The organism is Bacillus sp. ILBB4 (genome assembly GCF_035064545.1).
Lineage (GTDB): Bacteria > Bacillota > Bacilli > Bacillales > Bacillaceae_H > Priestia.
Genome location: NZ_JAIQVD010000003.1, coordinates 690,858 through 715,374 on the forward strand (window position 1 = coordinate 690,858; position 24,517 = coordinate 715,374).

Sequence of the window (24,517 nt, forward strand, 5' to 3'; positions counted from 1 at the left end):
TACAGAGAAAGGGAAGTGCTATAAGATGATAAATATTAATTCTTAGTATTTCTATCAGAAAAGGAGTGGATGATTTGGCACAAACGTTGCACTCATCATATAAATCGAAGTCAACTACTGTTGTAACAGAATTAAGCCCTATGCAAAAGCCATTATTTGCAGGAGGGGTTATAGCAGCAGTTATTTTGCTTCTTGCGATTGTGCTCACGACTAACTGGATGCAAGGTGTGCTATTTATTATTGGCCTAGCGTTAGGGATGACGCTTCTGTACGCACGCTTTGGCTTTACATCAGCATTTCGCCGACTGGTATCTGTCGGAAATGTTCAAGGTTTACAGGCGCATATGCTTATGCTAGCGATTGCTTCAACGCTGTTTGCTATCATTTTAAGTACAGGCTTTAGCTTTACAGGCGTAACGCCAAAAGGATATGTTTCACCTGTAGGAGTCAGCGTGATAGTTGGTTCGTTTATGTTTGGAATTGGCATGCAGTTAGGAAATGGATGTGCCTCAGGAACGCTGTATTCGTTAGGCGGCGGCTCTTCTTCCATGATTTTAACGCTTTTATCCTTTATTGTAGGTTCTATGTTCGGGGCGTATCATTTGCCATTTTGGCAAAAACAACCTTCGCTTCCCCCTATTTCATTAGCTGAATCGACAGGCCTTGGTTATTTTGGTGCTTGGATTGTACAGCTTATCGCGTTCGCAGCGATTTACTGGATTACGATTCAAATTGCGAAAAAGAAAAATCCGCCTATGATGAAGCAGCTTCCTACGACAAAAGGGTGGAAAAAGATCATTCGCGGCTCTTGGCCTCTATTTACTGCGGCGATTGTGCTGGCTGTATTAAATGCATTGACGCTGGCTGTAAGAGGAAATCCTTGGGGCATTACTTCTGCCTTTGCTTTATGGGGCGGAAAAGCGATGATGGCAGCTGGAATAGATGTATCAAGCTGGGGATTTTTCCAAGGTGCAAATGGAGAAGCGCTAACGCAAAGTGTATTAGTGGACTCTACTAGCGTGTTAAACTTTGGGATCATCCTAGGAGCTTTCATTTCAGCGACGGCGCAAGGAACGTTCAAACCAGGGAAAATTAAGCCCGGCGTCGCAGGAGCAGCTGTTGTTGGCGGCCTTTTAATGGGGTATGGTGCGCGTCTTGCTTTTGGCTGTAACATCGGCGCTTACTTTGGCGGCATTGCCTCATTTAGTCTTCACGGATGGGTATGGATGGTTATGGCGATGCTTGGCACAGGCGTAGCACTATTTATCCGACCGTTATTTGGACTCAAAAACCCTAAATCTAATGATTCGATTTGTTAAGTGTAGATAAAACCTTCTTTGCATGAGCAAAGGAGGTTTTTATTTTAGGTGATGTTTGGAATCGCTGTGCTATTTTGTGAATCACTTGAAGTTTAGTACAGCTCATCAGTTTTCTCCGCAGCGTTTGCGCTACTTTTCTCTTAGCTAAAATCTCTTGTTCTAACCCAAAAAGAATATAAAAACTTCCTTTTTTTATGAAATTTTCACTTATTTTGCCGATATAACAGGAAGATTGTATGTATTTGGCGAAATGTACATTAAACACCATGTCCAAACACAGTTATTAAAACGTAAAAAGGGGTTTTAACGTTACATGAACAAGTATTTAAAAAAAGCTGTTATTTATGGAAGTTTGTGTTTTTTACTGGGAGCATGCGGAGGAGCAGGAGAACAAACATCTTCTGAACCACAGGAAAAAGAAGAAGCTGTAAAATCTAAAGAAGCGACAAAAAAAGAAAAAAAAGAGGGCATTAATACAACCATTAAAATTAGCGCAGCGGGAGATTTTACTTTAGGAAATGATGAAAGCTTCAGCTATGATTCTACTTTTAATGACGTAGCGGCAAGAAATGGCCTTCCGTATTTTACGCAAAATGTAAAGTCGATTTTTGAACGAGATGATTTAACAACGGTTAACTTAGAAACGACGCTGACAAATGCGACCGAAAAAGCAAGTAAAACATTTCGTTTTAAAGGTGACCCTTCTTTTGTGAATATTTTAAAACAAGGAAGTATTGAAACCGTTAACTTAGCTAATAATCATACACGTGATTATTTACAGCAAGGATATGATGATACAAGAGAGAACTTAAAGAAAAGCGGAATAGGCTATTTTGGCTATGAAGATACATACATCACAACGGTAAAAGGAGTCAAAGTAGGATTGCTTGGATATCCGGGCTGGGATGACACCAAAGAAATAAGAAGTCAGATTAAAGACGGAATTAAGTCTTTAAAAGAAAAAGGCGCTAAAATTATCATTGTGCATTTTCACTGGGGATCTGAACGACACTATGTTCCTGATACAGCGCAGCAAGCATTGGCGAAATATACAATTGATAACGGAGCAGACTTGATTTTAGGTCATCATCCTCACGTTGTTCAAGGAATTGAAGAGTACAAAAATAAATTTATTGTCTATAGCTTAGGAAACTTTATGTTTGGCGGAAACAAAAATCCAAGTGATAAAGATACATTTGTATTTCAGCAGACGTTTACGATTAAAGATGGAAAGCTAACGACTAATAAAGACATCAACGTCATTCCATTCCGTATTTCTTCCACAATGGCGCGAAACGACTACCGACCTACGCCTTTAACAGGAGCGGAAAAGGACCGAGTGAAAAATAAACTGATTGATGTCTCCAATCAAATCAAACAGGAAAAATGGACGGTTTACGATGAAGATAGTAAATGAAGCTCTCAGCATTGAGAGCTTTTTTTTATAAAATAAAGCAAAAATAACCAAAAAAATGATATAGTGTAAAAAAATAGATTAAAGGTGGAATTATGGTTAATATAGGTGATATTATTTTTCAAATTCTTATGCTGCTTATCCTGATAGGAATAGCAGGAGTAATAATTGCATTTATTATAGGCTTAAAAAGGTTGATTCAAAAGCAGGGGGCAAATGAAAAAAGGCTTCAGCGCATGGAGCAAAAGTTAGATGATATGCTGAAAAACAAAGAGTCTTGACTATACAGAAGCACTGTCAATCCATCAGTGCTTCTGCACTTGACATTTTATAAAAAAGCAGTAAGATATGTATACATCATTCATATAGGGAGGAAGTTACATGGCAAAGTCAAAAGCAAAAAAAATGCGTGATAAAATGACGCGTGAAGGAAAGCGAAATCCAGAATTAAACCGCAGCCTGTTTGTATTTGCAGACATGGACACGCGCAAAACCAAAACAAAGAAGGAAAAACTTCAGCACCAGCATACAAAACATAAAAAACGATTATCAGACGGAGCGTACAGTACCGGAGATGATCGTTTTTTTTATTGCGTGTCATACATCTGCAAAATGAAAAAAGAGCTTTTTGACTATCCATCTTCACTTTGCCCAAACATTTTTACTGTAAACTTTCACAAAAAACCCTTATGATAGGAAAAGAAGGGGATGAACTAAGAATGCTTACGATTGAAAAAGTACCTAAAAACCAAGCGGGCGTTTTGCAAAATTTGTATTCTCTTTATCTCCACGATTTATCTGCGTATACACCTTCTTTAGATATTCGCGAAGATGGAGCTTTCCATTTTGAAGAGCTGCCTCTGTTTTGGAAAGTAGAAGGCCTCTCGCCATACTTTATTAAAGTAGATGATAAGCTGACGGGCTTTTTTTTACTTCTTGAACAGCCCGCACTTCAGCAAGAAGCAGATTACTGCATCAATGATTTTTTTATCTTAAACAAATACCGAGGGCAGGGCATCGCTTCCAAAACGGTAAAAGACATTTTCTCTCATCGAAAAGGAACATATATGATTATTGAGCTTGCAGGCAATAAGCGGGCTATTTCATTTTGGAAACATATTTATAAAAGCTTACATATTTCCTTTCAAGAAAAGAAAATTGAACTTGACGGAGAGCCAACTCTTATTCAAACATTTAGTGTGTAAAACCCTTCTGAAAAACGGAAGGGTTTTTATTAAACTAAATATTAACAATTTTCAACAAATTATGTATAATTAAAGATGCTTGTCGACATTTATTCACAGGAGTATTCCTGTAAAGGAGGAGTAAAATGAAAGCGTTATCTAATTTCTTCACGGCGCTTGTGCAGCGTTTTTTACCTGATCCGTTTGTATTTGCTTTAATCCTGACGCTGATTTTATTTGTATCAGGTATTGTTTTTACTCCTCACGGGCCGATTGAAATGGTTCAGTTTTGGGGAAGTGGATTTTGGAACCTGTTGGCATTTGCGATGCAAATGAGTTTAGTGCTTGTCACGGGACATGCGCTTGCCAGCTCGCCGCTTGTAAAGAAGTGGCTTGTGAACATAGCACTGTTAGCCAAAACTCCGGCGCAAGGGGTAATTCTTGTCACGCTTGGCGCAGCTATGGCCTGTATGATTAACTGGGGGTTTGGCTTAATTGTAGGTGCGCTGTTTGCGAAAGAAGTAGCGAAACGCGTGCCGGGATCTGATTACCGGTTTTTAATTGCCTGTGCCTACATAGGGTTTTTAACATGGCACGGAGGCTTGTCAGGTTCGATTCCTCTTGTCGCTGCTACACCTGGAAACCCAATGGAAAAAACGGCTGGACTTATTCCGCTGTCAGACACGATCTTTACAGGCTACAACTTATTTATTACCCTCGCATTATTAATTGTCCTTCCTATTATGACAAGACTGATGATGCCGACGGGAAAAGAAGTGGTAGAAATTGATCCAAGACTGTTGGCAGAAGATGAAATGGCTCCGGCTACAGTTGTTGAGACAACTTCTTCTAAGCCAACATTTGCTGTACGCATGGAGAACAGCAGGTTTTTAAGTCTGACGATTGCGCTGCTTGGGTATTCATATTTAATTTATTATTTTGCTACAAACGGCTTTAAAATGGATATTAACACAGTGAATTTATTATTTTTCACGACGGGTATTTTGCTTCACCGCACGCCTTTATCCTATATGAATGCCGTTTCTAATGCTGCGAAAGGAACCGCTGGGATTGTGATTCAGTTTCCATTCTACGCAGGTATTCAAGGCATGATGGAGCTATCAGGCTTAGGCGGGAAGCTAACGAACGCATTTATCTCGATTTCAAATGAAACGACATTTCCGTTTCTTGCGTTTTTAAGTTCTGGCGTTGTGAACTTTTTTGTTCCGTCAGGAGGAGGACACTGGGTTGTACAAGGACCTTTTATTATGCCGGCAGCTGAACAGCTCGGCGTAGATCCGGGAGTCGCTGCGATGGCCATTGCCTACGGAGAAGCATGGATGAATATGGCGCAGCCGTTTTGGGCACTGCCTGCACTAGCTATCGCAGGGCTCGGAGCACGCGATATAATGGGCTACTGCGTGACGACCTTAATTGTATCAGGCTTTATTTTTGCTATAGGACTAACGTTTTTCTAATACGAAAAGGTCAGCTGAAAAGCTGACCTTTTTTCATTATTTTCTTCTTTCCAAGCGTATCTATCTACTTTATAAGCCAACTTCGCGGGCACTCCAGTCCCAAAATTCTTCTGCGAGCCGCTCATCTTTTGCTCTTGAAGAAGGGGGAGTCACGCGTTTTTTATAAAAATAAGCGCCGCTAATATGCGTTACTTCAGGGCTGTCTGCTAAATAAATAGCTGTTTCGGCCCCTTGAAGAGGTGTTAAAAAGAAAGGGCGAAGCACAGCGTGAACGCTTTTTCCAAAGCCCGTTTGACGGTTAACGCCGATAGCGGTAGAAACTGCTCCGGGGTGAAGGCAATTTACGGTTACCGAAGTGTCTTTTAACTTTTTACTTAAATGGATCGTAAATAAGTTATTCGCTAATTTAGACTGAGAGTATCCTCGCCATATTCCGAATCCTGTTGTTAAGTGAGGGTTGTTGAAGTCTATTTTTCCAGCTTTATGAGCACCGGACCCAACGTTTATAATGCGTCCTTGCTGAGATTTTTTCAGCGGATCTAAAAGTAAATTAGTTAACAAAAAGTGACCTAAGTGATTGACACCAAGCATCATTTCAAATCTGTCTTGGGTTGTTTCACGCTTGATTGTCACCACGCCCGCGTTATTAATCAGCACATCAAGCACGCTGTAACGAGACGTAAAGTCTTCACTGAAAGCTCGGATACTGTCGAGAGAAGCTAAGTCACAGGTCATAAGAGATATGAAATCCGATCCACTTTGGCGCTTCGCTTCTTCTAAAGCGGCATTTCCTCTTTCTTCATTTCGGCAAACCATAATGACTTCGAATCCTTTTTTGGTTAGTTCAATCGTTGCAGCCAGCCCCATTCCTGAATTGGCACCCGTAATTAACGCTCGTTTTGCTGTCATGAGTATGTCCCTCCCAACTACATCTTTTTTCTAGTGTATAAGATAAGAAGATACGTCGTCCACTTCTAGCTTTTTCTTTTATTTCTTTCATGTTTTAAAAAAGGGCGTAAAATGTGCACAGGAGAGAAAATGTTGCACACAGGTCAATATTTTACACCCTACTCGTCAATTAAAGCGGTTTCATAAATAGCGGATTTCGCTAAAATAAGACATAGGGAGGTGCTAGTAAGATGAATAGCCAAAGTAAATTACAGGAGACAGAATATGTTCCTTTAGAGCAAGAACTTAAAAGAGAACCATCGATTAATACGAAAAAACGTAAAAATTTGAAAAATGTAGGTTTATTTGCACTATTTGTAGGGCCCGCACTTTTAGCGTTTTGTGTGATTGTACTTATACCATTTTTTACAGGGATTTATTACTCATTTACAGACTGGAACGGAGTAAATGGTACGATTAACTGGGTGGGACTTGATAACTTTAAGTACTTGTTCACCGAAGATAAGCAGTTTCAGCAATCGTTTTGGATCACAACAAAATATACGGTCGTTGCGATTATCTTAACGAATGTGGTTGGATTCGTGTTAGCAATCCTTGTTACTCAAATGTTAAAAACACGAAACATTTTACGTACGGTTTTCTTTATGCCGAATTTAATTGGCGGACTTTTACTAGGATTTGTATGGCAGTTCATTTTCGTAAAAGGATTTGCATCTATCGGACAAATTACGGGAATCTCGCTTTTTGAACTTCCTTGGTTGGGAGACGCAAAAACAGCATTTTGGGGCATCGTGATTGTAAGTGTATGGCAAGGAGCAGGTTATATCATGCTTATTTACACAGCAGCACTGCAAAACGTACCGCAAGAGCTGATTGAAGCAGCAAAAATTGACGGAGCAAGCAGATGGCAAATTCTTCGTCATATCACAATTCCAATGGTAGCGCCGGCAGTAACGGTTTGTTTATTCTTAACGATTTCATGGTCATTCAAAGTATTTGATGTCAACTTATCATTAACAAACGGTGGTCCATTCAAATCAACAGAAATGTTAGCGCTTAACATTTATACAGAAGCATTTGTTAATAACAGATACGGTCTAGGTGAAGCAAAAGCCTTAATTTTCTTCATCGTCGTAGCAGCAATTACGATTATTCAAGTAACATACACCAAGAAGAAGGAGGTTGAATCGTGATGGGAAATAAATATACGAGCAAAACCTTTATTGTTGAAATTTTAGCAGTCCTGCTTGGGCTGGTGTTCTTGGTTCCATTTTATTACGTGCTCTCAAACTCGTTGAAGTCATTTGCAGAAATTTTGTCAAACACATCGGCACTGCCAACAACGATTCAGTTTCAAAACTTTGTTAATGCATTCAACCAAATGAATTACTTAAAAGTGCTTAGCAACTCGCTAATCATTACAGTCATCAGTAACGCAGTTCTAGTCATCTTCTGTTCAATGGCAGCTTACATGCTGGTTCGAACAAAGAAAAAAATCAGCAGCATTATCTTTATGGCATTCGTAGCGGCAATGGTTATTCCGTTTCAATCTATTATGATTCCGCTTGTAAAAGTAGCAGGAAACTTAAATCTGTTAAACAGCATTTGGGGTATTGTGATTATGTACTTAGGCTTTGGTTCTGGTATGACGATTTTCTTATACCACGGATTTATTAAAGGAATTCCAGTCGAGCTAGAAGAAGCGGCAATCATCGACGGATGCTCGCGTCTAGGCGTATTCTGGAGAATTGTATTCCCGTTATTAAAGCCAATTACAGTAACCGTAGTTATCTTAAACAGCCTATGGATTTGGAATGACTTCTTACTTCCGTCTCTTGTTCTGCAAGATCCTGAACTAAGAACGATTCCGCTTGCGACATTCTTCTTCTTTGGTCAGTATACAAAGCAGTGGGATTTAGCACTAGCAGCACTTGTGATCAGTATTATTCCGCTATTAATCTTCTTCTTTGCAATGCAAAAACACATTGTTAAAGGAATTACAAGCGGTTCAATTAAATAATAGTATCGGCAACAGGGCTGGTTTTGAGGCTGAGGCGTCAAAACCAGCAGCAAATAGGGAGGAACGGAAAATGGCATTTAAAATGAAAAAATGGCCTTTAGCAGTAGGTGTTTTATCGGCTACGCTTTTATTTTCAACTGCGTGTTCAAACGAAAGCGCATCTGGTAATAAAAAAAGCGGCGGAGATCAAGTGGTAGTAGATGTATTTCAAGGAAAAGTAGAAATTGCTGATCAGCTAAAAGCTCTAACTGATCAATACACAAAAGAACATCCAAACGTAAAATTTAATATCCAAACGGTGGGTGGAGGAGCTGACGGTGCAGCTGCTTTAAAAGCGCAGTTTGCTTCAGGCAATGCACCTGACCTTTTCACAAACGGCGGATATCAAGAGGCAAAAACGTGGAAAAATAAATTAGAAGATTTATCCGATCAGCCTTGGATTGATGACGCGTACGAAAACACACTTACACCAATGACGATGGACGGTAAAGTATATGGACAGCCAATCAGTCTTGAAGGCTATGGATTTACATATAACAAAAAACTGTTCAAAAAAGCAGGCATTAAAGAACTGCCAAAAACGTATTCAGAACTAGAAGCAGCGGCTAAAAAGCTGAAAGCTGCCGGCATTACGCCATTTTCTATCGGCTACGGCGAGTGGTGGGTGCTTGGAAACCACGGCTTAAATATTCCATTTGCCAGTCAAAAAGATCCCGATGCATTTATTAAAGGATTAAATGACGGCAGTGCGAAAATCGCAGGAAATGAGCAGTTTAAACAGTATGTAAAGCTGCTTGATTTAACAGTAAAATATGGAAACAAAAATCCTTTAACGACGGACTACAACACGCAAGTAACAAAATTTGCGAACGGTGAAGCAGCGATGATTCAGCAAGGAAACTGGATTCAGCCAATGCTTGATAAAATTACGCCGAACATGGATGTAGGCATTTTACCTATGCCGCTAAGCGACGATGCGGCTGTAGCTGACAAGCTTGCAATCGACGTTCCAAGCAACTGGGTTATTCACAAACAAGCACCGGCAGCAGATAAAAAAGCAGCAAAAGACTTCTTAAACTGGATGGTCACATCTAAAGAAGGCCAAAAAGCGTTAGTAGAAGACTTTAAGTACATTCCAGCCTTTAAATCAATTGAAGCAAAAGACATCGGACCTTTAGGCGAAGAACTTCTTAAATATTCTAAGGATCAAAAAACGATTCCTTGGGAATGGACAAAGTTCCCTGAAGGCGTAACGCAAAAATTCGGAGCGGATTTACAAGAATACATCGGCGGCCAAACATCTGAAGATGAGCTATTAAAATCATTAGATAAAAGATGGGCTGAATTGAAGTAATAGAAAAGACAACCTTGGGGTTGTCTTTTTTTGTGGGTACACAAACCAGAAACATAGCTGTATTATCACTTAACTTCTTGGCCAAAGCATAACGGCTACGCCAATTAGACACACAAACCCGCCAATCCAATCATATGTATCGGGCATTTTTTTATCAACCCACCACGCCCAAAACAGGCTTAAAACAATAAAAATGCCGCCGTAAGCTGCATATACACGTCCAAAGTCCGGAAACGACTGCCACGTAGCAATGACGCCGTACAGCACCAAAGCAATACCGCCCAGCAGCCCTAACCAGCTTGATGCTCCTTCGCGCAGCCACTGCCAAATCAAATAGCCTCCGCCAATTTCAGCGAGACCCGCTAGGATAAAAAGAAAAATCGCTTTAATCATAAACTATACTCCTTATATCATCATTTCTTCTCTTTATTCTATCTTACTTTTTTCGTTTGATGGACCATTTGTTCGTTTTAAATAAGTGTACTGGAAAGCATTCCTTTATCAATTTGTCTTCAAACCTGCTAAACTATTAATAGTATGAATTCATTATAAAACGTTTGTAAGAGTACAAAGAGTCATCCAATTATTGATGCTCAGTGCACTTTTACAAAAGGTAGAAGTTAGTAGTAAAGGGACTATTTAAAAGAATAAAACGTTTAACAGTATAAAGCAGTAAAAAGAATGCAGATATAGGGGTTTGGTAAAATGAGTTTAAATCATAAAGTGATACGCATTGAGCTGCCTACGCCATTTCCAATTGGACCAGTGAATGTGTTTTTATTAAAAGCAGACAAGTTAACGTTAATTGATGCAGGGATGAAAACCAAAGAAGCGTGGAATGTTTTTGAAGAGGCGCTTCGTAAAGAAGGATATAAAGTAACAGATATTGAACAAGTTATTCTTACTCATCAGCATCCGGATCACACTGGATTTTTAGAGTGGCTGCCGAGTGATATACCGGTTTACGGTCATAAGTTTGTGGAGCCTTGGATTTACCAAGATGAAGAATTTGTACAGCAGCATAGCGAGCTATACCGTAATTTTCTTATGGAGTTTGGAGTCAGTGATGATGTAATGGAAGAATGGCTTCGTAAAGCCACGGCTGCAATTCAAGTATATTCACCTAAAGGGCAAAAGCTAACCGGGTATTTAAAAGAAGGAGATACACTTCCCTATGCGAGCGATTGGGAAGTGATTGAAACGCCGGGACATTCCTTAAGTCAGCTGATGTTTTACAATCGCAAAGAAAAAGTCGCGTTTGGCGGAGATCATATTTTGCCAAAAGTACCGTCAAATCCATATTTAGAGCCAACCATTCAAAATCCTAAGCCAACGCCGCTATTGGACTACTTGGCGTCTCTTGAAAAAACGTTGAACTACGACATTGATTTGATTTACAGCGGTCACGGTGAACCGCTTAGCGACATTCATTCTTTAATTATGGAACGTATTCAAAAGCAGCATAAATGGGCGCTGCGCGTGTTACAAGCGATGGGGGAAGGAAAGAAAACAACGCTGGAAGTCAGCGCTGCTTTTTTCCCGGATATGTATCAAAAAGCACCGGACTTTATTTTCTCAGAAGTGTACGGCCAGCTTACGTATTTAGAGAAAGAAGGATACGTTGAATTAACAAAAAATGAAGACGGCGTCTTGCTGTGGGAAACTACACGTGTGCTTGCTCCCCAGTCATAACATAACAAAACCAGCTTCTTTAAAGAAGCTGGTTTTGTCTGCTTATAGTGAATGCAAGCGCTCAATGCGTTTTTCAAGCGGCGGGTGAGTAGAAAATAAGCGTGAGAATTTTTCTTTACCGCTAATTTTAAAAGCGGCAATGGATTTTTGACGGTCATCTACTAATGAAGTAGTATGACGAAGCGATTCTAACGCATAAATCATTTTTTCCTTGCCGCCGAGTTTAGCTGCAAGCTCATCGGCTTTGAATTCACGTCTTCTTGAATGCCAGAAGATAATTGGGCTGCTTAAGATACTAAAGAGAATCTCAAATATAATCGATGTAAGGAAATAAACAACCATCGCAAACTCTTCTCGCACAAAGTTTGACACCGCTTTGGCTACTAAACGAGAGAAGAAAATAACGAATGTATTTAATACTCCTTGCAGAAGCGTAGTTGTGACCATATCACCGCTTTTAATATGCGCTATTTCGTGAGCGATAACGCCGCTGATTGCATCGCGGTCCATACGTTCAAGCATTCCGCTTGAAACTGCAACAAGTGAGCGTCTTTTACTTGGCCCAGTTGCAAAAGCGTTAACTTCCGCTGAATGATAAATTCCGACCTGAGGCATTTTTCTTAGTCCTGCAACAGATGCAAGTCGGTGCGTTTCTTCGAGAACAAATCGTTCGTATTCACCTTGAGGGGAACGTTCATCAATAACTTGAACACCCATCATCCACTTTGCCATCACGCGGGACATCATAAGAGAAATAATCGCGCCGCTGAAGCCGGCAATTACGCTAAATGCCAGCAGGCCGCCGTAACCGCTGCTTCCCATATAGCTTTGAACACCTAATAAAGATGTAATCGTTGTGATTGTGATTAATACTAAAATATTAACGAAAATAAACAGTGAAATTCGTTTTAGCACAAGTCTTCCTCCTTTAACTAATACGTGCATGATAGGTATACGGTTGGAGGAGAGAAAAGGTTTCATTTATTTATTCAAAGTTATTAAAAAGGTTATTATGCTAAGTTATTAAATAGTAAATATCAAATTACAAAATGAGATACAAAAAGTAGCGGGATGTATGATTTACTTTATAATCAAGAGCATTTTTAAAAAGAAATTTTATAATTTACGTCTATCTTAGGACGAGACGTACTAAAATAATAAAAAAAGGTGTTCAAATCATGAACACCTTTTTAGTAAAAATATTTAAAGATTAATAGTAAATAACTTTATTACGTTTAAAAATTAACCTTTGGTTCTGTACCTAATTTAATACGTTTGAAGTTTTTAATATGTTTCCATGTAATGAAAACAAAAATAACGGCTGCAAATACCATTAATACTGCATCGCCTACATAAATTGATGTTAAAAAGGCAACCAATGCGCCAATAGGTGAAGATAAGGATACGTATTTAGAAATTTTGAGAGAAATTAAAAAAGCAAGAATCCCTAGAATGAAAGCTAATGGTGAAAATGCAAGGAATACACCAGCCGCAGTCGCTACAGATTTTCCTCCTTTAAACTTTGCAAAAACCGGATAGCTATGTCCAAGAATAGCGATAAATCCAGGGACAAGCATATGCAAGTGACTATTCATCATAAGCGGTAAACAGACAGCTAGCGAACCTTTTGCTATATCGCCGATCAATACTATAATACCTGCTTTCTTTCCTAAAGTGCGAAAGGTATTAGTGGCTCCTAAGTTACCGCTTCCATGCTTGCGAACATCAGTTTTGTAAAAGCCCTTTCCAATGACTAAAGCAAAAGGAATTGACCCAATTAAATAAGCTAATAAGATAATTATAGCGTTTGTTAATACGTTCATTGTTGGCACCTCAAATTGTGTTGTTATTATTCATTTTATAGCAAGATATCAAGAGTAAAGTTTATTTTGTTTCTGAACACTTCTATCAGTATGTAATGCTTCCCAGTGAGTAAATTGTGGTTTCTTAAACAGTGGAAGGTAGCTTTTATATTTCTACAAAATATAAAAGCGGTAAAAGCAGTCTTTTCTATGGATAGAGGGTTCTGGCTGTTTCGGTAGAGTATGTGTAAATTCAACTGTATTTTTAGCGGGATGACTTTATGCTAAGATGTTTTTGAATTTTCAAGCCTTTCTACGTATTAGGACGAATCCACATGTCCATTATAAATATGTAAAAAAAGAAAAGAGAGTAGGCGGAAAGGCAAAAATAAAAAACTTGCTACAACACCAGCGAAGTTTTTTGCGCATAAGCCGTTCTGATTTTTTCTACAAAAATAAAGAACTTGTAATACAATTTTTAAAATATAACATAAATGTTTAAGGATTAAAAGATATTTTGGGTATATTGTATTAGAAGGAATATCTTTTAATATTTTTTTATAAAAAATAAGACAAATAAATTAACAAATCAAAAAAAATATAATAGAATGTAAAACAGTGTTTCGAAATATTAACTTCTTAAAGTTGAAAGGGGTTCTGCACTTGTTGTGGACAGATATCAAAGAACGAGAAGTAGTTATGTACAAAAACTGCCAGGCGAAAATTTTAGAAAAAAAGGGGCCGAATAAAATAGTCGTTCGAAATCTAGAATTCCCGGAAAAAGGCGATTGGATATCAGCCGAGCTTGATTTTGAGGCTGTTGAAAAATTTGAGAAGAGTCGAGAACACTAATACTAAAAACGTTTTATAATCCTTTTATTTGTTATATAAGAAAAAGCCGAGCTTACATTTTGAGTTCGGCTTTTTTTGTTTAAGTTTACTTAGTTCTCTTTACGAAGAGCTCCTCGTTATTACATGTAAAACGACGCTTTTCCTCTCATTTATTTTCCACTATTAAACTATTTCTACATAAAAACTTATTTTTGTTTGGGACTATCAGCTTATTTTAGCACGCGTATTTTTGCCACTTTTTTCATATACAAACGTTCAGAAACAAAACTTTTGTGCATACATTGAAGACAAAGGGGGAGGATACAATGGGAAAAGCAAGTCGTATATTGAAATGGGTCAGCGGAGGTTTAGAGGCTCTTTGGGGGATTCCCCTCTTAGGCGGCACCTTGGTTATAAGTCTAGCCTACACGCCGCTCATTCTAATGCTCGCATTGCATATTGTAGGTTTAGTATTTGCCATTAAAACAAACAAAGTTCGGACAGGGCATATCATGGGAATTGTCTGTTCCGCTATTGCGTGGATTCCAATTGTCGGCATGATCATGCATATCTTAACGGCTATTTTCTTACTGATAGAAGCAGCCAAAGATAACGAACCATCTGAAGACGCAGCATAAAAGAAAAGCCGCCTGATCTTTAGGTGGTTTTTTGTATTTACTACCACAGACTTGGAGGCTATATTGTTTTGGAAAATCCTTTATATGTTAGAATATTGGAAGTGTTTTCTAAAGAAGGGGGGTAAACATAATAGACACAGCCAATCAAAAAAACAAAAGACTTTTTACAGCAGGACTCATATTAGTCGCTCTTGTAAGCTTTATATTTTTACTATGGAGTAAAGGATGGGTAATTCCTAATGCGATAAGTGCCAACCGCTATGATGTAAAAGGCGTAGACGTATCTTCTTATCAAGGGGAGATTGATTGGAGTGTGCTGAGTAAACAAGATATTCAGTTTGCTTTTATCAAAGCAACGGAAGGAAGTTCATTTCAAGATCCTTTATTTAAACAAAACTGGGAACAAGCAAATCGGAAAAACATGCGGATCGGAGCTTATCATTTTTTTAGCTACGATAGCAAAGGTTCCACACAAGCGGCTAATTTTATCAAAGCGGTCTCTCTTAAAAATAACGATTTGCCTCCAGTGATTGATGTAGAATTTTACGGAGATAAAAAACAAAACCTTCCGTCTCAGAAACATGTATACAAGGAGCTTTCTAGCATGATTAAACGTCTTGAATCTCATTATGACAAGCTCGTCATTCTTTATACGACGCCTAAAGCGTATGACTTGTATATTAAAAACAGATATCCTGAGTGTGATATTTGGATTCGCGATGTTGTGAAAAAGCCTACTCTTGAAGAACAGAAGAAATGGACGTTTTGGCAGTATACGGACAAAGGGCGGTTAAGCGGCTATAAAGGTAAAGAAACGTTTATTGATTTAAATGTGTTTAACGGAAACAAAGCAGAATTTGAAAAATACTAGTTTACTAGAAAGGTAAGAGATGGAGGAAAAAATAATGCCTACTTACAACAAGCTAGTGCGAGATAAAATTCCCACGATTATTGAACAAAGCGGAAAAACCTTCAAATCACGCGTGCTCCAGCGAGAGGAATATCAACATGAGCTGACGAAAAAGGCAAAAGAAGAGCTTCAAGAGTACATAGAAGCCCAAACGCATCAAGAGGCTATTGAAGAGCTTGCAGATTTACTGGAAGTTATGCACGCGCTAGCAGCTGTGCACGGGGCCACGCCAGAACAACTTGAGAAAGTGCGTGAGGAGAAGGCGAAGGAGCGCGGGAAGTTTGATGATCGGGTTTATTTAGTGGAAACAGAGGAAGTGTAGTTTGATGGTGCAATAGTGGAGGGAGCGAGCGGTGGCAGGTGAGTTTTAATTTAAAAGTAGGAGAAATAAAAAAAGCTTATTTAACAGAACAAGAAATTTGGAAGATCATTAATCAATTTTTCGCTAATGGTCACTTTACCACAACGTATAAATATGGATTAATGAAAGCTTTAATTGAAAACCTATATAACGTTGACAATCGGTTAGTACTCACGTTTGATCAAGTGTATTTTTCATTTGCTAAAATATATTGGAATTTGGTTATTCATCATGATTTAAATCAATTAAATACACACAATAGACAAGCTGGAATTCAAAAAGAGTTAAAGGAATTTCAGTTAATGCATGGTGTCCCCAATAAAGTAGTATTTGATCGTTTACCAAGTAATCTTCAATTGCAGTTAGTAGAAAGAACTAAAAAAGTGGGGGCAAGATATGTAGTAGGGGCGTTATACAGAGATATGGAAGGTTCTATTTATGAGTTTGATAAAAGAACAGAATACATAAAGTTTAATAGCAGTATGTATATTTTTTTACAAAAATATAGACAAATTGTTACTCATTTAACCAATTATCATTTGGCGAAATTTTTAGAAAAGCATAATGACAAAAATAAGTTAGATGATGTCTTGTTGAAAGTGGAAAATATTTCAAAACGCGAATCGCTGCATGCATTCTATAACATACTTTGGAAATACGAAACAAAAGAATGTTTTTATTGTGGAAAACGTCTTTCTGATAAACGCATCGCTACTCATGTAGATCATTTCATTCCATGGAGTTATATCCAATCAGATAATATGTGGAATTTAGTGTTAAGCTGTCAAAGTTGCAACACAAAAAAGAGCAATAAACTTGCTAAGAGTGTATACCTCGAGAAGATGTTTGTTCGTAACGATAATCTTAAATTAACAGCAGTTCACAATGATTTTAACTATTATTCAGAGCGTAAGTTAGAAGCTCTTTATGATTATGCTGGAATGAATGGATACATAGAAAACTGGTCTCCTTAACCCCGAGCATTTCTCTTTTCATCTCAGTTACAAAATCCCCTCTTGAAATTTTGTTCACCAAACAAGTAAACTAAAGACATAAGTTTGGTAAAATAGGGATAAGAAATTCATGAGGTAAGGGAGAACAAATCGATGGAGATGGATCAAGAGAAATTTAATAAAGTGATTGAAGCGGCAAGGATGTATTATATTCTTGATTATAATCAAAGTGAAATTGCAAAAAAGCTTGGTGTATCAAGGCCTACGGTTTCTCGATTGCTGCAGACAGCAAAAGAAGAAGGCATTGTTCAAATTAAAATTGTGGATTCATCTATCAATAGTGAAAAATTGTCTTCTCAGCTTGAACAAAAATTCAATTTAAAAAAAGCAATCGTCACACCGGTGCCTCAATATGAAAATCACATTATTAAAAGTCATCTAGGCGTGGCAGCAGCTGACTATCTCTATGACATCGTAAAAGATGGAGACATTATTGGGGTGACGTGGGGAACAACTCTTTATCAAGTGGCCATCGATTTAAAACAAAAGTATGTGAATGACGTGCAGGTTGTGCAGTTAAAAGGCGGAGTAAGCCATTCGGAAACGAGCACGTATGCTTCTGAAATTATGTACTTATTTGGAAAGGCATACAATACGCCTCCTATGCATCTTCCTCTGCCTGTAATTGTCGATCACGTAGTAGTCAAAAAAGCAATGGAAACGGATCGTCATATTAAGCGCATTTTAGATTTAGGCAAACAAGCCAATATTGCCGTCTTTACTACGGGACCCATTAAAACCGATTCGCTGCTTTTTCAGCTTGGCTACTTTTCCGAACAAGATGTAGAGATGATTTCCTCGCGAGCAGTAGGAGACATTTGTTCACGCTTTTTTGATAAAGATGGACAAATTTGCAATGAAAGCCTGGATGAACGGACGCTTGGACTTGATTTGGAAGAACTAAAGAAGAAAGAGTACGCCATTTTAGTAGCCGGCGGCGATCAGAAAATTGACAGCATTTATGGAGCGCTGCAAGGAAAATTTGCAAATGTGCTCGTTACTGATCAGTTCACGGCCCGCTTTTTGTTAGATAAACAAGAGTAAGGGAGATGAAGACGCTGTTTTTTCAAGAGCAAAAGCTTCATCGGATTGAAATAGTAGAAGATAGTGTATCTTATTCGGCGTCATCTCTGCAGGCACAGCGAAATCGGTAGCAGACTTCTCAAAAGACGGAGTGATTGCCAAAGGAACCACAGGCTATATCATTAAACGGTGGGGAAGAATGTATTTTTCTCCTTATGCTAATCAAAAAGGAATTGAACGGTTTACGCCGCCTGATCAGCCATACGTATTAATTCCTTATAAAAAGGTAAAGAATAAGTACCGAATCATGTTGTCATTTGTGATAAAAGCTGAAAAATAAGGGAAGACTTCTGAGTGCGGAAGTCTTTTTTTATTCACTAAAACAGCGGCTATAAATATTTTTGAACAAATGTAAATATATATGTTTACAATTGTTCAAAGCTATTATATAGTAAGGGTGTAAGTTGTTGAAAACGTTTTAGTGGATGCACAATATGCAGATACTTTTAGGGGGAAAACGTCATGAGAATGGTTGACTTAATTGAAAAAAAACGTAATGGACATGAATTAAATAAAGCTGAAATTGATTTTATTATTGAAGGTTATACAAAAGGGGATTTACCTGATTATCAGCTATCGGCATTTGCGATGGCAATTTACTTTCAAGGAATGACACAGGAAGAACGCGTGAATTTAACGCAAGCAATGGTTGAATCAGGCGATCAAATCGACTTATCAAAAATTGAAGGTATTAAAGTAGACAAACACAGCACAGGCGGCGTAGGTGATACAACAACACTTGTATTAGGACCTTTAGTAGCTGCGGTTGATGTACCGGTTGCCAAAATGTCTGGCCGCGGCTTAGGACACACTGGTGGTACGATTGATAAACTTGAAGCAGTGCCTGGCTTCCACGTTGAAATTACAAACGAAGAATTCATTCGTTTAGTAAATACAAATAAAATTGCCGTTATCGGTCAAAGCGGAGACTTAACGCCAGCGGATAAAAAACTTTATGCGCTTCGTGATGTAACAGCAACAGTTGATTCGATTCCGTTAATTGCAAGCTCAATTATGAGTAAGAAAATTGCAGCTGGAGCAGATGCAATTTGCCTGGATGTAAAGACTGGGAACGGCGCGTTTATGAAGAAGCTTGAAGACGCTGAAGAATTAGCAAAAGCAATGGTTGAAATCGGAAAAGGCGTAGGCCGAAACACAAAAGCAATCATTTCCGATATGAGCCAGCCTCTAGGTTTTGCGGTTGGTAATGCGCTTGAAGTGAAAGAAGCTATCGACACGTTAAAAGGCGAAGGACCTGAAGATTTAACAGAGCTTTGCTTAACGTTAGGAAGTCACATGGTTGTACTTGCTGAAAAAGCAAGCAGCTTAGATGAAGCGCGTGCAATGCTTCAAGAGGTAATTAAAAACGGAAAAGCACTAGAATCATTCAAAACATTCTTAAGCGCACAAGGCGGAGACGCTTCTGTTGCAGACGATCCGTCTAAATTACCGGATGCAGCGCACAAAATTGAAGTGCCAGCAAAAGAAGATGGATACATTTCAGAAATCGTTGCAGAAAAAATCGGCGTAGCAGCAATGAAGCTAGGTGCAGGACGCGCAACAAAAGAATCTGAAATCGACTTAGCAGTTGGTATCATGCTTAATAAAAAAGTTGGAGATTCAGTGAAAAAAGGCGACTCTCTTGTTACCATCCACAGCAACAGCGAAGATGTACAGGAAGTAATGGATATCGTTTATGATTCTTACAGCACGGTTGCTGAAAAAGTGGAAGCTCCAACGTTAATTTATAAAGAAATTCATTAAGAAGTAGAGAGGAAGAACAAAATGAGTCAAAACATTACGGGTATTATTGATCATACATTATTAAAAGCAGACGCAACAGAAGAGCAAATTACGATTTTAGCACAAGAAGCAAAAGAATATTCATTCGCTTCGGTTTGTGTAAACCCAACGTGGGTAAAAAAAGCAGCTGAGTTATTAAAAGATGCTCCAGAAGTGAAGGTATGTACGGTAATCGGTTTCCCTCTTGGAGCTACTACTTCAGCAGTAAAAGCATTCGAAACAACAAATGCAATCGAAAACGGTGCAGATGAAGTAGATATGGTAATCAACATCGGCGCGTTAAAAGATAAAAACTATGACTTAGTGGAAAGCGACATTCAAGCAGTAGTAGATTCTGCAAAAGGCAAAGCGCTAGTAAAAGTAATTATTGAAACAGCTCTTTTAACAGACGAAGAAAAAGCAAAAGTTTCTGAGCTAGCTGTAAAAGCTGGAGCTGATTTTGTTAAAACTTCAACGGGCTTCTCTACAGGAGGCGCAACGGTAGAAGACGTAGCGCTTATGAGAAAAACGGTTGGACCAGATGTAGGTGTAAAAGCTTCTGGAGGCGTTCGAGGCTTAGAAGATGCAAAAGCAATGATTGAAGCTGGTGCAACACGTATTGGTGCAAGCTCTGGCGTATCAATTGCAAAAGGTCAATTAAGCAACTCTGATTATTAATAAATGACAGCAGGTTAGTACTAGCTAACCTGCTGTAAACTAAGCAAAGGATGATGACTGTGGAGCCAAAACAATTAATAGATGAAGCAATCGCAGCAAGCAAACAAGCACATGTACCATATTCTCATTTCCATGTTGGTGCAGCTCTTTTAACAACCGATGGGAAGATTTATCGTGGATGCAATATTGAAAACGCTTCCTATGGATTGACGAACTGTGCTGAGCGAACGGCTATTTTTAAAGCTGTTTCAGAAGGGGACAAGCAGTTTTCAGCTATTGCAGTTGTAGGAGATACGGACGGCCCAATTTCTCCTTGCGGCGCATGCAGACAAGTATTAGCTGAGTTCTGTGATGAACACACACAAATTATCTTAGCAAACCTAAAAGGAGATTTTGTGATTACCAACATCAACGAAATCTTACCGGGCTATTTTTCATCAAAAGACTTACAAAAATAAGTAAGCAGTGGAGGATACTATGAAATATTTAATTGGCATCTTAGGGTTACTCGTTGTCTTTGGATTAGCGTATCTTGCAAGTAATAACCGCAAAGAAATCAAATATAGACCAATCATTATTATGGTTGTGATTCAAGTTCTTTTATCAGCTTTACTTCTAAATACAAAGTTTGGCTTGATTATTATCAATGCGATTGCCAGCGTTTTTGGAAAGCTGCTTTCATACGCAAACCAAGGAGTAGAGTTCGTATTTGGAGGCATTGCGAACAAAGGATCAATGCCGTTTTTCTTAAACGTCCTGCTTCCAATCGTTTTTATCTCTGTCTTGATTGGGATTTTACAGCACTTTAAAATTCTTCCTTTCATTATGAAATGGATTGGTTTAGTTCTCAGCAAGATTAACGGAATGGGAAAATTAGAGTCTTATAACGCAGTAGCTTCTGCGATTGTAGGTCAGTCAGAAGTATTCATTACGGTTAAAAAGCAACTAGACAAACTGCCGCCAAACCGCTTATATACGCTTTGTGCATCAGCTATGTCGACTGTTTCTATGTCAATTGTCGGTGCTTATATGACAATGATTGAACCAAAATACGTAGTAACAGCGATCGTTATTAACTTATTTGGCGGATTTATTATTTCTTCTATCATTAACCCTTACACAGTAACGGATCAAGAAGATATTTTAGAGGTACAAACAGGTCATAAGCAAACGTTCTTCGAAATGCTTGGCGAATATATTATGGATGGATTTAAAGTAGCGATTATCGTAGGCGCGATGCTGATTGGTTTCGTTGCGCTGATGGCTGCGATTGATAACGTGTTTGAAATGTTATTTGGTCTGTCGTTCCAGCATCTGCTTGGCTATGTGTTTGCACCGTTTGCATTCATTATGGGTGTTCCTGCTTCAGAAGTAGTAGCAGCCGGTGGAATTATGGCAACAAAACTTGTAACAAATGAATTTGTGGCAATGATGAGTCTTTCGGATATGGCATCAACATTCAGTGCTAAAACACTTGGAATTGTATCTGTATTCTTAGTATCATTTGCTAACTTCTCATCAATCGGAATCGTGTCAGGAGCTGTTAAAGGCTTAAGCGAAAAGCAAGGAAATACAGTAGCGCGCTTTGGTCTTCGTTTACTGTACGGAGCTACGCTTGTAAGCGTATTGTCAGCGATTGTTGTCAGCTTTATTTTATAAGTGTAATAGAAACAAAAAGAAAAGCAGTTTCCTTTTCAAAAGGAATTGCTTTTTCTTTTTTACATGTAAACCGTAACTCCGCACATCCTAAAGAAAAACATCGACACAGAGGAGGACAAGAAAAGCTGGGGGCTTTTCTTACTGAAAAATGGATCAAATTGGACTATTGCTGTCAGGTGCAGCTTTATTTTTAAACGGACTGATGCTGCTTGGAAAAGCAGATGAAAAAAATGTAGGCGTATTTAACCTATTTGTTGGAGCTTTTCAAGTTATTGCTCCGTTTTATTTAATTATTACGTCAGACCAAAGCAACTGGATTTTATATGAAAGAACGGCAATCTTTTTATTTGGCCTCACGTATTTATATGTAGGCGTGACGGTACTAAAAGGAATGCAGGGAACAGGGCTTGGCTATTACTCACTTTGGGTATCCATTATCGCTTTAGTGTACGTTACGGTTTCTCTTGTTCACTATCATGACGTAGTTAACGCTATTACATGGATTCTTTGGTCGTTTTTATGGTTTTTATTTTATGTGCTTAATACGAGCAAAAAAGATGTATCTGCATATGTAGGGAAAGTGGCGATTGTACAGTCTTGGGTGACCTTAACAATTCCAGCGCTGTTTTCGCTAACGGGCGTATGGGGAAATAAAGATATGTACAATATGTGGGGAATCGTGCTGGTAGCTTCCATCATTTATTTTGTATACGTAGGATATCGACTATTCTTTTCTCAGCCGAAAAAAATGATTTTGAAATAAAGTATTTACAAAAAATAGATAATAATGGTAAGATGTTAGAAATTAAATGCCGTGAAGAGAAAAGTAGACAGCGCGTATTCTTAGCAGAGAGCTCCGGAAGCTGAAAAGGAGCAAGAGAAACGCTGTTGAAGCAAGCCTCTGAGCAGCGCATTGGATCTAACGTGATAGTGCGACGGCTGCTTCCGTTACAAAGCTAGAGTATAAGCGAAAGCCGTACTCGATAAGGTTTATATGGCGACATATGAACAAACTAGGGTGGCACCGCGATTAATAATCTCGCCCCTAAGACACATGTCTTGGGGGTGGGATTTTTTTATTGACTGTAATCAATAATGGAGCGGAGGCCTTTGTTTTATGAAAAATAAGCTGTTGTCTTGGAAATACCCGTTTTTATTACTGTTCGGAATTGGCACTAGCAATATCGGCGACTGGATTTATTTAATTGCTTTAAATGTCATGATGCTTGATATGACGAATTCGCCGCTTGCGGTTTCAGGGCTATACATGATAAAGCCGCTTGCTGCGCTCTGTACAAATATATGGTCTGGAAGCTTAATTGACCGCATGAATAAACGGAAGCTTATGATGTTTTTAGATTGGATGCGCGCCGGAATTATTGTTTGCCTTCCGTTTTTCTCATCCATCCTTATCATTTATGTGCTGGTATTTATCATCAGTATGGCAAGTTCGATGTTTCGTCCGACGTCGATGGTCTATATCACAAAGCTTATTCCAAGTGAAAAACGAAAAAGATTTAATTCACTGCGCAGTTTGATTGACTCAGGAGGCTTTCTTCTTGGTCCGGCCGCAGCCGGTGCGTTATTTATGATTGGAACGCCTGCGTTTGCTATGTATGCCAATGCTGCAGCGCTCGTGGTGTCAGGAATGGTTACTTTATTAATGCCGAACTTAGATATAAAAACAGAAGCTAAAGAAAATAAACTCTCTGTAAACACAATTGGAGAAGATTGGAAAGCGGTGTTTCGTTTCAGTAGAGCTAACAGATATATTATGACCATTTATGTATTATTCAGTTTCTTAATGGTCATGGCCACGGCAATTGATTCACTTGAAGTTTCATTTGCAACAAAAGTCATTCATTTGTCCGAAAGCGAATACGGATTTTTATTAAGCGTAGCAGGCGCTGGCATTATGATTGGCGCAGTTATTAATACACTGTTTGCTAAGAAGCTGTCCACGAACTTTCTAATAGGTGCCGGCAGTGTAGGAGTATCGCTTGGCTATTTGCTGTATGCGTGTTCGTCTTCTCTTCAAACCACTGGAACAGGATTTTTTAGCTTATCTTTTGCGTTAGCTTTTGCAAGTGCTGGTTTTCAAACCTTTTATCAAAACAGCATTCCCATTGACATGATGGGCAGAGTAGGAAGTATCTATGGACTGCTTGAGTCACTGCTGATCATTATCATGACTTTTTTATGCGGCATGGCTGCGCACATCTTTTCAATTCAAGGAGCTGTAGTTGGTGGAAGCCTGATTATGTTTTTAAGTACGATTATATTGTTTTTGTGCACGTTAAAGCCTACGTTTTATAAAGTGAATTTGATCAAAAAGCAAGGAATCTAACGCACGGGTACTAGTGGACAAATAAGTTAAGAAGCCGATAAAA

27 protein-coding genes and 1 other annotated feature are annotated in these 24,517 nt (G+C 38.6%); of the genes, 23 read left to right on the forward strand and 4 right to left on the reverse strand.

Going from position 1 to position 24,517, the window contains the following annotated elements; genetic code table 11:
* Nucleotides 1-74 precede the first annotated feature (74 nt).
* The 6 genes from LAV82_RS15760 (at nucleotide 75) to LAV82_RS15785 (ending at nucleotide 5,395) form a co-directional block, all read left to right on the forward strand.
* A complete protein-coding gene (locus tag LAV82_RS15760; RefSeq protein ID WP_211079064.1) occupies nucleotides 75-1,319 on the forward strand; it encodes a YeeE/YedE family protein in 1,245 nt (414 codons plus the stop codon).
* Nucleotides 1,320-1,632: 313 nt separating this feature from the next.
* Nucleotides 1,633-2,736 carry a CapA family protein gene (locus tag LAV82_RS15765; RefSeq protein WP_499716428.1) on the forward strand — a complete coding sequence of 368 codons (1,104 nt, stop codon included), beginning with the start codon at nucleotides 1,633-1,635 and terminating at the stop codon, nucleotides 2,734-2,736.
* Between the two features lie 92 nt (nucleotides 2,737-2,828).
* Nucleotides 2,829-3,014, forward strand: a complete 186-nt coding sequence (locus LAV82_RS15770) for a DUF4083 family protein (RefSeq protein WP_013057499.1) — start codon at nucleotides 2,829-2,831, stop codon at nucleotides 3,012-3,014.
* Nucleotides 3,015-3,114: 100 nt separating this feature from the next.
* Entirely contained in the window at nucleotides 3,115-3,426 is a 312-nt protein-coding gene (brfA, locus tag LAV82_RS15775) for a ribosome rescue factor BrfA (RefSeq protein WP_240524289.1), read from the forward strand.
* A gap of 26 nt (nucleotides 3,427-3,452) precedes the next feature.
* Entirely contained in the window at nucleotides 3,453-3,938 is a 486-nt protein-coding gene (locus tag LAV82_RS15780) for a GNAT family N-acetyltransferase (RefSeq protein ID WP_013057497.1), read from the forward strand.
* A 125-nt stretch (nucleotides 3,939-4,063) separates the two neighbouring features.
* Entirely contained in the window at nucleotides 4,064-5,395 is a 1,332-nt protein-coding gene (locus LAV82_RS15785) for a TIGR00366 family protein (protein WP_013057496.1), read from the forward strand.
* Between the two features lie 69 nt (nucleotides 5,396-5,464).
* Here LAV82_RS15785 and LAV82_RS15790 read toward each other — a convergent pair whose 3' ends face one another.
* Complete coding sequence (locus LAV82_RS15790; RefSeq protein ID WP_274155699.1) at nucleotides 5,465-6,304, reverse strand: SDR family oxidoreductase; 840 nt, start codon at nucleotides 6,302-6,304, stop codon at nucleotides 5,465-5,467.
* 230 nt (nucleotides 6,305-6,534) lie between these two features.
* On the opposite strand from LAV82_RS15790, the gene LAV82_RS15795 reads away from it, so the two are divergent.
* From LAV82_RS15795 to LAV82_RS15805, 3 genes are all read left to right on the forward strand, one after another.
* The gene (locus tag LAV82_RS15795; protein ID WP_013057494.1) at nucleotides 6,535-7,497 is read left to right on the forward strand and encodes a carbohydrate ABC transporter permease; all 963 of its coding nucleotides are present in this window, start codon (nucleotides 6,535-6,537) and stop codon (nucleotides 7,495-7,497) included.
* A complete protein-coding gene (locus LAV82_RS15800; RefSeq protein ID WP_013057493.1) occupies nucleotides 7,497-8,324 on the forward strand; it encodes a carbohydrate ABC transporter permease in 828 nt (275 codons plus the stop codon). Before LAV82_RS15795 ends, LAV82_RS15800 begins: the two co-directional genes overlap by 1 nt.
* Before the next feature lie 70 nt (nucleotides 8,325-8,394).
* Nucleotides 8,395-9,678 carry an ABC transporter substrate-binding protein gene (locus LAV82_RS15805; protein ID WP_499716429.1) on the forward strand — a complete coding sequence of 428 codons (1,284 nt, stop codon included), beginning with the start codon at nucleotides 8,395-8,397 and terminating at the stop codon, nucleotides 9,676-9,678.
* Between the two features lie 69 nt (nucleotides 9,679-9,747).
* Here LAV82_RS15805 and LAV82_RS15810 read toward each other — a convergent pair whose 3' ends face one another.
* Entirely contained in the window at nucleotides 9,748-10,071 is a 324-nt protein-coding gene (locus tag LAV82_RS15810) for a YnfA family protein (protein ID WP_013057491.1), read from the reverse strand.
* Between the two features lie 312 nt (nucleotides 10,072-10,383).
* Between LAV82_RS15810 and LAV82_RS15815 the strand changes: the two genes are divergently transcribed.
* Complete coding sequence (locus LAV82_RS15815) at nucleotides 10,384-11,370, forward strand: MBL fold metallo-hydrolase (protein WP_499716430.1); 987 nt, start codon at nucleotides 10,384-10,386, stop codon at nucleotides 11,368-11,370.
* A 42-nt stretch (nucleotides 11,371-11,412) separates the two neighbouring features.
* Here the strand turns inward: LAV82_RS15815 and htpX are convergent, their stop codons facing one another.
* Together htpX and plsY are read right to left on the reverse strand one after the other, a co-directional pair.
* Nucleotides 11,413-12,285, reverse strand: coding sequence for a protease HtpX (gene htpX / locus LAV82_RS15820; protein WP_057273378.1), 873 nt, complete (start codon nucleotides 12,283-12,285; stop codon nucleotides 11,413-11,415).
* A gap of 320 nt (nucleotides 12,286-12,605) precedes the next feature.
* Nucleotides 12,606-13,193 carry a glycerol-3-phosphate 1-O-acyltransferase PlsY gene (gene plsY, locus LAV82_RS15825; protein ID WP_211079059.1) on the reverse strand — a complete coding sequence of 196 codons (588 nt, stop codon included), beginning with the start codon at nucleotides 13,191-13,193 and terminating at the stop codon, nucleotides 12,606-12,608.
* A 642-nt stretch (nucleotides 13,194-13,835) separates the two neighbouring features.
* Between plsY and LAV82_RS15830 the strand changes: the two genes are divergently transcribed.
* From LAV82_RS15830 to LAV82_RS15890, 13 genes are all read left to right on the forward strand, one after another.
* Nucleotides 13,836-14,024 carry a hypothetical protein gene (locus LAV82_RS15830; RefSeq protein ID WP_016764545.1) on the forward strand — a complete coding sequence of 63 codons (189 nt, stop codon included), beginning with the start codon at nucleotides 13,836-13,838 and terminating at the stop codon, nucleotides 14,022-14,024.
* 305 nt (nucleotides 14,025-14,329) lie between these two features.
* On the forward strand, nucleotides 14,330-14,641 hold the full coding sequence (locus tag LAV82_RS15835; RefSeq protein ID WP_216141378.1) for a hypothetical protein: 312 nt from the start codon (nucleotides 14,330-14,332) through the stop codon (nucleotides 14,639-14,641).
* Nucleotides 14,642-14,771: 130 nt separating this feature from the next.
* Nucleotides 14,772-15,512, forward strand: a complete 741-nt coding sequence (locus tag LAV82_RS15840) for a glycoside hydrolase family 25 protein (protein ID WP_499716538.1) — start codon at nucleotides 14,772-14,774, stop codon at nucleotides 15,510-15,512.
* Nucleotides 15,513-15,546: 34 nt separating this feature from the next.
* Entirely contained in the window at nucleotides 15,547-15,873 is a 327-nt protein-coding gene (locus LAV82_RS15845) for a nucleoside triphosphate pyrophosphohydrolase (protein ID WP_013057482.1), read from the forward strand.
* Between the two features lie 38 nt (nucleotides 15,874-15,911).
* Nucleotides 15,912-16,886: an HNH endonuclease gene (locus LAV82_RS15850; RefSeq protein WP_499716433.1), complete on the forward strand. Its 975-nt coding sequence runs from the start codon at nucleotides 15,912-15,914 to the stop codon at nucleotides 16,884-16,886.
* A gap of 138 nt (nucleotides 16,887-17,024) precedes the next feature.
* The gene (gene deoR, locus LAV82_RS15855; RefSeq protein WP_026106623.1) at nucleotides 17,025-17,969 is read left to right on the forward strand and encodes a DNA-binding transcriptional repressor DeoR; all 945 of its coding nucleotides are present in this window, start codon (nucleotides 17,025-17,027) and stop codon (nucleotides 17,967-17,969) included.
* Between the two features lie 178 nt (nucleotides 17,970-18,147).
* Nucleotides 18,148-18,288 carry a hypothetical protein gene (locus tag LAV82_RS15860; protein WP_499716435.1) on the forward strand — a complete coding sequence of 47 codons (141 nt, stop codon included), beginning with the start codon at nucleotides 18,148-18,150 and terminating at the stop codon, nucleotides 18,286-18,288.
* Nucleotides 18,289-18,470: 182 nt separating this feature from the next.
* On the forward strand, nucleotides 18,471-19,772 hold the full coding sequence (locus LAV82_RS15865; RefSeq protein WP_013057477.1) for a pyrimidine-nucleoside phosphorylase: 1,302 nt from the start codon (nucleotides 18,471-18,473) through the stop codon (nucleotides 19,770-19,772).
* Nucleotides 19,773-19,793: 21 nt separating this feature from the next.
* Nucleotides 19,794-20,468: a deoxyribose-phosphate aldolase gene (gene deoC, locus LAV82_RS15870; protein WP_499716436.1), complete on the forward strand. Its 675-nt coding sequence runs from the start codon at nucleotides 19,794-19,796 to the stop codon at nucleotides 20,466-20,468.
* Between the two features lie 59 nt (nucleotides 20,469-20,527).
* Nucleotides 20,528-20,926, forward strand: coding sequence for a cytidine deaminase (locus tag LAV82_RS15875; protein ID WP_211079055.1), 399 nt, complete (start codon nucleotides 20,528-20,530; stop codon nucleotides 20,924-20,926).
* A 19-nt stretch (nucleotides 20,927-20,945) separates the two neighbouring features.
* Nucleotides 20,946-22,127 (forward strand): NupC/NupG family nucleoside CNT transporter, encoded by a 1,182-nt coding sequence (locus tag LAV82_RS15880; RefSeq protein ID WP_013057474.1) that lies wholly within the window; start codon nucleotides 20,946-20,948, stop codon nucleotides 22,125-22,127.
* Between the two features lie 148 nt (nucleotides 22,128-22,275).
* Nucleotides 22,276-22,890 carry an AmiS/UreI family transporter gene (locus LAV82_RS15885; protein ID WP_098196627.1) on the forward strand — a complete coding sequence of 205 codons (615 nt, stop codon included), beginning with the start codon at nucleotides 22,276-22,278 and terminating at the stop codon, nucleotides 22,888-22,890.
* Between the two features lie 42 nt (nucleotides 22,891-22,932).
* Nucleotides 22,933-23,177 (forward strand) — a binding site (T-box leader).
* Between the two features lie 67 nt (nucleotides 23,178-23,244).
* Nucleotides 23,245-24,474, forward strand: coding sequence for an MFS transporter (locus LAV82_RS15890; protein ID WP_499716437.1), 1,230 nt, complete (start codon nucleotides 23,245-23,247; stop codon nucleotides 24,472-24,474).
* Nucleotides 24,475-24,517: the final 43 nt, after the last annotated feature.

Bases quoted from the DNA above. Each gene is read 5' to 3' on its own strand.
- LAV82_RS15765 (WP_499716428.1), top strand. From the start codon at position 1,633: ATGAACAAGTATTTAAAAAAAGCTGTTATTTATGGAAGTTTGTGTTTT.
- LAV82_RS15770 (WP_013057499.1), top strand. From the start codon at position 2,829: ATGGTTAATATAGGTGATATTATTTTTCAAATTCTTATGCTGCTTATC.
- brfA (WP_240524289.1), top strand. From the start codon at position 3,115: ATGGCAAAGTCAAAAGCAAAAAAAATGCGTGATAAAATGACGCGTGAA.
- LAV82_RS15780 (WP_013057497.1), top strand. From the start codon at position 3,453: ATGCTTACGATTGAAAAAGTACCTAAAAACCAAGCGGGCGTTTTGCAA.
- LAV82_RS15785 (WP_013057496.1), top strand. From the start codon at position 4,064: ATGAAAGCGTTATCTAATTTCTTCACGGCGCTTGTGCAGCGTTTTTTA.
- LAV82_RS15790 (WP_274155699.1), bottom strand. From the start codon at position 6,304: ATGACAGCAAAACGAGCGTTAATTACGGGTGCCAATTCAGGAATGGGG.
- LAV82_RS15795 (WP_013057494.1), top strand. From the start codon at position 6,535: ATGAATAGCCAAAGTAAATTACAGGAGACAGAATATGTTCCTTTAGAG.
- LAV82_RS15800 (WP_013057493.1), top strand. From the start codon at position 7,497: ATGGGAAATAAATATACGAGCAAAACCTTTATTGTTGAAATTTTAGCA.
- LAV82_RS15805 (WP_499716429.1), top strand. From the start codon at position 8,395: ATGGCATTTAAAATGAAAAAATGGCCTTTAGCAGTAGGTGTTTTATCG.
- LAV82_RS15810 (WP_013057491.1), bottom strand. From the start codon at position 10,071: ATGATTAAAGCGATTTTTCTTTTTATCCTAGCGGGTCTCGCTGAAATT.
- LAV82_RS15815 (WP_499716430.1), top strand. From the start codon at position 10,384: ATGAGTTTAAATCATAAAGTGATACGCATTGAGCTGCCTACGCCATTT.
- plsY (WP_211079059.1), bottom strand. From the start codon at position 13,193: ATGAACGTATTAACAAACGCTATAATTATCTTATTAGCTTATTTAATT.
- LAV82_RS15835 (WP_216141378.1), top strand. From the start codon at position 14,330: ATGGGAAAAGCAAGTCGTATATTGAAATGGGTCAGCGGAGGTTTAGAG.
- LAV82_RS15845 (WP_013057482.1), top strand. From the start codon at position 15,547: ATGCCTACTTACAACAAGCTAGTGCGAGATAAAATTCCCACGATTATT.
- deoR (WP_026106623.1), top strand. From the start codon at position 17,025: ATGGATCAAGAGAAATTTAATAAAGTGATTGAAGCGGCAAGGATGTAT.
- LAV82_RS15860 (WP_499716435.1), top strand. From the start codon at position 18,148: ATGTATTTTTCTCCTTATGCTAATCAAAAAGGAATTGAACGGTTTACG.
- LAV82_RS15865 (WP_013057477.1), top strand. From the start codon at position 18,471: ATGAGAATGGTTGACTTAATTGAAAAAAAACGTAATGGACATGAATTA.
- deoC (WP_499716436.1), top strand. From the start codon at position 19,794: ATGAGTCAAAACATTACGGGTATTATTGATCATACATTATTAAAAGCA.
- LAV82_RS15880 (WP_013057474.1), top strand. From the start codon at position 20,946: ATGAAATATTTAATTGGCATCTTAGGGTTACTCGTTGTCTTTGGATTA.
- LAV82_RS15885 (WP_098196627.1), top strand. From the start codon at position 22,276: ATGGATCAAATTGGACTATTGCTGTCAGGTGCAGCTTTATTTTTAAAC.
- LAV82_RS15890 (WP_499716437.1), top strand. From the start codon at position 23,245: ATGAAAAATAAGCTGTTGTCTTGGAAATACCCGTTTTTATTACTGTTC.